Below are 7,663 nucleotides of genomic sequence, written 5' to 3' on the forward strand. Positions count from 1 at the left end.
ACAGCCGATAGTGTATCTCGGCGTTCCTCAGTTGAGGGTTCTCGACGCCTAGATTTCTAGGTAACTACATCTGATTGCACAATTATAGTGCATATTATGTAGTCCTCTCCGGCTGAAAGCAACATGGGTGTAGGTTTTCAGGGGGCGGATAAATGGCTGACCAATCTAATAGCGTCGATTTGCATCTAAGCTGGGCAAAGCGCGATAAGGTTAGGAATAGCTCTCAGGTACAGAGTTTAAAATAAATCGGAAATTCTATTGACAACGTTGTCCTAAGAGGGGTAAAAATGGGTATAGTCGGAGGAGAGTTGACTGGCCCGGAACTAAGCAACATTGCTTCTACAGGTAAGAACTGATTGTTCTCCGTTGCTCCAAGATCAATGCGTGGCAACACATGATTTACTGTCCAGAAGCGTGAATCGTCTACGGGAGTGACTTTTCTGGATCGCTGATTGTTTGTCGGTGGAGTAGGAACAGTAACAACGTTGTCATAACTTTATATTAATGTAATGAAGAATGACCTTAAAACAGCTAGTTACAGTAATGTAGTTGACCTTTCAGGAGTAGAAACATGAGAAAAAGCAGCACTTTAACCGCTATTGCGTCGGCATTTTTGACAACGATGTCACAAGGTTCGTTCGCCCAAGAGGCGCAACCAGGTCTTGAGGAAGTTGTTGTTACGGGGGTACGTGGAAGCATTCAAAGGGGGCTGGAACAAAAACGAAGCTCTAACGGCTTCGTTGACGCCATATCCGCCGAGGAGCTGGGAAAGTTTCCAGACCTGAACCTCTCCGAATCACTGCAGCGAATTCCTGGTGTAACGTTATCCCGCAATGACTTTGGTGATGGTAGCTCTATCAACCTCCGGGGGCTAGGGTCAAATTTCACTAGAGTAGAGATCAACGGCGTTACCGGAACGGTGAATGATGCGCGGGGTGGCGGCTTCAATTTTGAAATTTTGGCTTCAGAACTTTTTACCAACGCAAGTGTTAAGAAATCGTTCAACGCAAGTGATGTAGAAGGTGGCTTGGCAGGTTCAGTCGAGCTGTCTACGCCTCGTGCGTTTGATCGTGATGGGTTTAACATGACCGTCTCTGGGCAGGGACAGTACGCCCAGCAGGCAGATGACACCGGACCGCGAGCAGCTGTTGTTGTTAGCCAGAACTGGGATGACGTATTTGGGGTTACCGGTTCTCTAGCCTACTCTGATACTAGCTTCCTAACCAGTTCTAATGGTGGAATTAGCGCCCGCCCGCTATCCGCGCCAGCTACGGACGACCTCAGGTCTACTGCTACGACAGAGCAGCTCAATGGCCTGATTCCTTCTACTATAAACTACGAGGTAAACAATGATCAGCGCGAAACCCTTGGCGGGACCCTCGGTTTTCAGTATCGACCCAGTTCGAACCTTGAAATTACCTTTGATGGTATACTGGCGCGTATAGAAGGTGATCGGAGGTTTACGCGTGCCGACGCCCCGCCAGAGAATGGAATTAGAGCGATCGAAGATGACACAATCGTAGACGGTGTTATACGCTCTGCTACGCTGACTGACGTTCAGAACCGTGTCGCCACCAATGACAACGATACAGATGAAGACTTCATGCAGGTATCGACATTCGCTGAGTATACGCCTGACGACAACTGGACCGTGCGGCCGTTTGTCGGCTACTCGAGCCGGGAACTGTCTAGCGACTCCTCTTTGTTATCCTTTGCACGTGGCGATCTAGATACTGGGCAGCTGCTACGTTTTCCGGTTTCTTACGATCTAAGCGGACAGTTCGTTGAGTTTTCATCTCCAGGGCAGGACTTATCCAATCCCGATCTTGCTGAGGAATACTTTCTTAATGTTTTCCTAATTCGACCTACGGTCGATAAGGACGAGGAGTTTAGCACTAAAGTTGACTTTAACCGTGCGTTTTCCTCCGGTCCGATCACCAGTATTGATTTTGGCGCTCGATACTCCAATAGAGAGACGGAGCGGTCATTTATCGAGGTTCGGATCGACAACGAAAGTCCTGATACGAATCTTCGTACGCTGCCAACCTTGGCAGACCAGTTAGTGTTCGAGGACTTTGACATAAATGGCGCTCCATCGTCATTTCCCTCCCGTATTATCTCTGCTAACCCTGACGCCGTTTTGGATCAGTATTTCCTGGATGGATTCAATATAGACAGCTTCCGGTCTCCTGTAACCGGCCCGCTTGAGAATGTTATTATTGATGACTTAACGGTTCCGGGGTCGGTTCTGATTAATCGTCAAGCGCGTGCAGCTCAGGAGAGCTTCTCAGGTGAAGAAGAGACGGTGGCGGTTTATGGTGAAATCACCTTTGAGTTTGACGACCTTTTGTTCAATGCCGGTGTGAGAGTTGTTGACACCGAGCAGACGTCATCGGGATTCCGGGTTGCGAATGATGTGGGAACGCCAATCCAGGTCTCTAATAGCTATACCGAAGCGCTTCCCAGCATGAGCTTGCGCTACGAGATTCAGTCGGACCTGTTTCTACGGGCGTCCTATGCGAAATCTCTGACCAGACCAACACTGAATGACCTTCGTGTCTCAGAGAGCTTTGGTGGTATTGACGAAAGTGGCGGTGATGGAACTCGTGGTAACCCACAACTTGAACCTTTTACAGCCGACAATTTGGATGTTGGTATAGAGTGGTATTTTGCGCCTGAGGGTCTTCTTGCTTTCAACGCATTTTACAAGAATATCGATGGTCTTATCGTGAATACGAGCGAGACTGAAGATCGCCAATATTTATCCCAAGTTAGTGGTGAGCTGGTCACAGGTCCTATTGTTTTTAGTTTCCCCACAAATGGTGATAAAGCGACAATCTCCGGTGTCGAGTTTATTGCGCAGTCTCGTTTCGACTTCCTGCCAGAAGCGTTATCGGACTTTGGTGGTATCTTCAACTACACTTATACCGATAGCGACTCGGCTTTCGAGGAGGGGCAATCTACTAGTGAGACCGCTTCCATCGCGGGATTGTCCGAGAACAGCTATAACGCTATCCTCTATTATGACAACGGGCGATTTGATGGCCGTCTTTCCTACGCATACCGGGAAGATTTCGTCGAGTCGACCGCCGGTTCATTTGGTGTTCCGGTCTTTCAGAACGGGCGAGGACAGCTGGATTTCTCGGCAAACTACAACGTGACAGATAATCTTACTTTTCAGTTTCAGACGCTGAATATAACCGAAGAGCGGTTAGAGACGGAGTCTGTTCGTGGTTTGCCGCACGACACTGCGCAACTTGGTCGTCGTGTGTTTCTCGGTGCTCGCTATACATTTTAATTTTAGTGACGTTGAGGGGGCGGGTAAAGAACCAGCCGCTCCCTTCTTTTTAGAGTAGGGCGATGATTTAAAACTTTCAAAATTCGTTAGACAGATTGCATCAATAAGTAATTGTTAATATATTAAGTATTGTTGTTTAACTTGTTCAATGATTGCATACCTCATTTTGTGAAGAGATATTAATAATGAATTTTAAGAAGTTGACTGGAGTGTTTTTGCTGTCCTCTATTTTTCTGGCAATAGGTGTAGCGATTTACTTTTCCCAGGATGCGTCGACAGAAAAACCAGTTTCTATAACAAACATTCCTGATCTCAGGATAGGTGAGTCCAATCTAAAACAGAAGGTTGAAAGCGAACGTATCACGGAGGGGGTGATTCTTCACCAGATTGTTCGCGGCACCCCTTCCAAGTCAGACTATTTTACTTTAACTAGTACGCTTCTTCCAAAAGGAAGGCTTGAGGACCTTAAGAGGAGGTACGTTCAATTAGGGTATGAATCTGACATTGTGTATAGCGCTGAGAAAGGACCTGATGGGCAAGATCTTGGCGGGTATGTTCAGGTTGGTGAGTTCAAGTATAAAAGTGATGCAAATCGACTCAAAGAAGAGAATGCTGATATTTTCGAGGGTCTATCTGTTAGGTTTACGGCTGAGAGTGGACATCCAACAACAGGTCCGTTTCAGATAAGTGTGTTGGAAGTTGACCTAAGTAAAACTTCTGATAGATTTAAATCGGCTTTACCGGGTAACCAGGTTAAAGGTTTGGCGAAAACGTCAAAAGTGGCAAGTAATAACGGCGCCATAGCTGCTGTAAATGGTGGATACTTTGCGTGGGAAGACAGCGTCGGTGTTCCTGGTGACCCTGCCGGAATATCCATAATCGACGGTCGAATCGTTAGCGAGGCTGTTTCAGGTCGGCCGGCACTATTTCTAAGGAGCGAAAGTGGTCCAAAAATTGAGATTATGGATAACGTAGATACGGTTCTTAATTTTACAATAGAAAACTCGTTATACAGGGCGCATGGTATTAACAGAGAGCCTGGAAAGGTATTAAATTGTGGAAGTCCTCTGGATCCTGATATGGGGATACCCGTTCATGACTTCGTTTGTAAGAATGAAAATGAGGTGGTTATTTTTACCAGAGATTACGGTCGGTCCGTCGAGCTTTCTTCGGGTAGGGTTGTCTCGGTGATTGATGGCAAGGTAAGTGCTTCTCGCGATCTGGGTGATATTACGGAGATATCTATTCCTGAGAACGGTCTTTTGGTTAGCGTAAACGGCGCCAGTATAAAAGAAGTTGATGCAAACGTCGGTGACAATATAGAGCTTGATTTCAAGGTTATCGCTGGTAACTCGGAAGTACAAGTAGGGAGCGGTATGTATGCCGTAAATGGGGGGCCATTGCTGATGAAGAATGGGATGGTGACCGTTGAAAACCGTGGTCCTGAAGGCTGGGATGTAGAATATGTAGGTGGCTCTGTAACAGATCGTTATGTAGACAAAAATGACGATTTGGGAACGGCTGCGGCCTCAGACGCCGGTGCGGCAATTAATGAGCTGAATCGAGCAGATTTCTACCATGCCTGGGTAGTACGGCGGCACCCTAGAACGGCGGTCGGCATTACAGGCGACGGGAAAGCATACGTGATAACTATCTATGGGCGTCAGCCAGGAGTGACCGCAGGTGCATCAATAACGGAGGTTGCTAATGCGTTGGAAAGCCTGGGGGCGGAGTGGGCAATTAACCTCGACGGTGGAGGATCGGCAATGATGATTGTAGACGGCCAGCCAACGGGGTTGTCGTCTGACAAAGACGGAGAACGCGAGGTAGGGGATGTACTTTTGTTGCAGTGACATGCTTGAAGTGAGCCGCATGGATGTGAAGGGTGTCGATCGGATGGCCATCGGAATAAACGAAAAATTGAATGAGAATACGACAACATCGACGGCGGACCTTTCGGGGTTATGGGAACGCCTGGACACGGAAAAGTAGAGCTCTTCAGCAAAGTTCATGGGAAAAAATCAATATTCGCAGGAAAGAGCTTCCAATCGTTCTGCGCATGTAGGAGTTAGAGCATGACCGATATAGACGATATATCCATAAATCTCAGTGGAAACCGAAGCCTGGAGCAGATCAGCCGGTCTCGTCGTCGAGTGCTCAAAGGCAGCCTGGGCTTGCTGGCTGGGCCTTTTGCGCCTTCCGCTCTGCTCGGAGGTTGTTCTTCTAATGACTCCAATGATCAGTCGACCTTTCGAAACAACCCGCGCCCGGCCATTAGTTTTAAACCGGTTCCGGTTGTGAGTGATCCCCATTACGACCGTGTAGACGTGCCGGAAGGCTATACCGCTCGCCCGTTTTTCAGTTGGGGTGACCCTGTGGAAAAAGGCGCGCCAGATTGGGACCCAGATGCGAGGAATAGTTGGCGAGATCAGGGTGTTCAGGCTGGTCAAAACCACGATGGCATGCACTTTTTCCCCTTTCCAGAGACGCCCGATACGCGCGGCTTGCTGGTGATCAACCACGAATACACAAACCCGACGATTCACCCGCAAGGCCTGACCATCACAGAAGACTCTGTGGGTCACAAACTGCGTCCTCCAGAGGAAGTGCGCAAGGAACAGGCGGGCCACGGCTTAAGTATTATTGAGGTCTGCAAGGACGACGCGGGGGAGTGGCAGAGGGTTTACCCCTCACGCTACAACCGCCGTTTGACCGCCTACACTCCAATGGCGATCAGCGGACCTTGCGCCGGTGTGGATGCTTTGAAAACCCGGGACGATCCAGAAGGTCGAGAGGTGCTGGGTACGCTAAATAACTGTTCCATGGGAGTGACTCCCTGGGGCACTTACCTGATCGCAGAGGAAAATTGGCATAACTACTTCGTCAACCGCGACAGGGCCGATTATGATAGGCGGCGTGAACACCACCGCTACGGCATTTCCTCGGGCCCCCACAGCAATAGAGGCTACTGGGAATCCACTGACCCGCGCTTTGATGCAACCCCCAAGAGCGGCCAGCCCCATGGTGGCCATGTAAACGAACCCAACCGTTTCGGCTGGGTGGTGGAGGTAAACCCTTTTGACCCGGATTTCAAGCCGGTCAAGCGCACCGCTCTGGGCCGAAGCACTCGCGAGGGCTGTACCTGCGTACACCACCCGGACGGCAGCCTAGCCTTCTACTCCGGCGAGGATTCGCGGGGTGAATACGTCTACAAGTTTGTGCCGGAAGGCCGATTTGATCCTAACAACCCGAAGAGTAACCGCGACTTGCTGGATAAAGGTACTGTCTATGTGGCTGTCTACCATCAGGATGGCACAGGTGAATGGCGCCCGCTACGCTGGGGTGAGCTGGGATTGACAGAGGCCAACGGCTTTCGTGACCAGGCGGATGTGCTGATCAACCAGCGCAGCGCCGCTGACGCTGTGGGAGCCACACCCATGGATCGGCCCGAGTGGGTTGCCGTGAACCCATACTCGCGGGACGGTTACGTGACTTTAACCAACAATATTGATAGAGGCGTGGATCCGGACCAGCCTCTGAATGAAGCGAATCCCCGATCGCAGAACCAATATGGACAAATTCTGCGCTGGCAGGAACAAGACAGTCATCCACACGCCGTGCGCTTTAAATGGGAACTCTTTTTACTGGCCGGCGAACGCCCCCCTGAGGGAAAGTCCTGGCGTGACAACCACCGATACGGCAATATCGAGGGCGATATTTTTGCCTGTCCTGATGGCCTTTGGTTCGATCCCGATGGACGCCTTTGGATTCAAACCGACTTTGGGGATGACAAATCCGCATACGAGGCTATGGGCACAAACCAGTTGCTGTGTGCAGATCCGGTGACCCGCCGGGTCAAACGTTTTTTAACCGGGCCCGCCGGCTGCGAGATAACAGGTATTACCTCCACGCCAGACGGAAAGGCCCTTTGGGTCAATGTCCAACATCCGGGCATCAGTTACCCGGCGAGCGACGGTCAAACTCGCCCGCGCTCGACCACGGTGTTAATTACCAAAGACGATGGTGAGGTAATAGGAACCTGACTTTCATTCGGCGGGCGAGTATTCCAATGCGGATAGGCCAGAGCATTTCACACTGGTGCTAGGGATAACGTGTAGTAGTCCAGACTTGATCTGACAGTTACCTGTTTGTCGGATGGTGTCTGTCAGGTCAATCACCTCAGAACCGATTCCTACCATATATCTGTAGTACTCGAGCCTTGACCTAACATTTACTGTTCATTTATAGCTTGTCTAATATAAAATGGAACTCGGTCATTTAATATTGCGACGAGATCAGGATCCCTATGTGTCAACCTGAATCCATACATCGGCTCATTGAGTTAAACTCTATTTCAGAGCCCGC

The 7,663-nt window shown here is 49.6% G+C and carries 3 protein-coding genes; all 3 read left to right on the forward strand.

The window, feature by feature from the left end; translation table 11 throughout:
* Window positions 1-571 precede the first annotated feature (571 nt).
* The 3 genes from AAE484_RS16305 (at window position 572) to AAE484_RS16315 (ending at window position 7,341) form a co-directional block, all read left to right on the forward strand.
* Entirely contained in the window at window positions 572-3,298 is a 2,727-nt protein-coding gene (locus AAE484_RS16305) for a TonB-dependent receptor (RefSeq protein ID WP_341939494.1), read from the forward strand.
* Between the two features lie 185 nt (window positions 3,299-3,483).
* Window positions 3,484-5,151, forward strand: coding sequence for a phosphodiester glycosidase family protein (locus tag AAE484_RS16310; protein WP_341939495.1), 1,668 nt, complete (start codon window positions 3,484-3,486; stop codon window positions 5,149-5,151).
* Between the two features lie 222 nt (window positions 5,152-5,373).
* Complete coding sequence (locus tag AAE484_RS16315; protein ID WP_341939496.1) at window positions 5,374-7,341, forward strand: PhoX family protein; 1,968 nt, start codon at window positions 5,374-5,376, stop codon at window positions 7,339-7,341.
* Window positions 7,342-7,663: the final 322 nt, after the last annotated feature.

Origin of the sequence: Marinimicrobium sp. C2-29 (assembly GCF_038419845.1) — a bacterium.
GTDB lineage: Bacteria > Pseudomonadota > Gammaproteobacteria > Pseudomonadales > Cellvibrionaceae > Marinimicrobium.

Excerpts from the sequence above, each read along its gene's own strand:
- AAE484_RS16305 (WP_341939494.1), top strand. The coding sequence starts at position 572 with ATGAGAAAAAGCAGCACTTTAACCGCTATTGCGTCGGCATTTTTGACA.
- AAE484_RS16310 (WP_341939495.1), top strand. The coding sequence starts at position 3,484 with ATGAATTTTAAGAAGTTGACTGGAGTGTTTTTGCTGTCCTCTATTTTT.
- AAE484_RS16315 (WP_341939496.1), top strand. The coding sequence starts at position 5,374 with ATGACCGATATAGACGATATATCCATAAATCTCAGTGGAAACCGAAGC.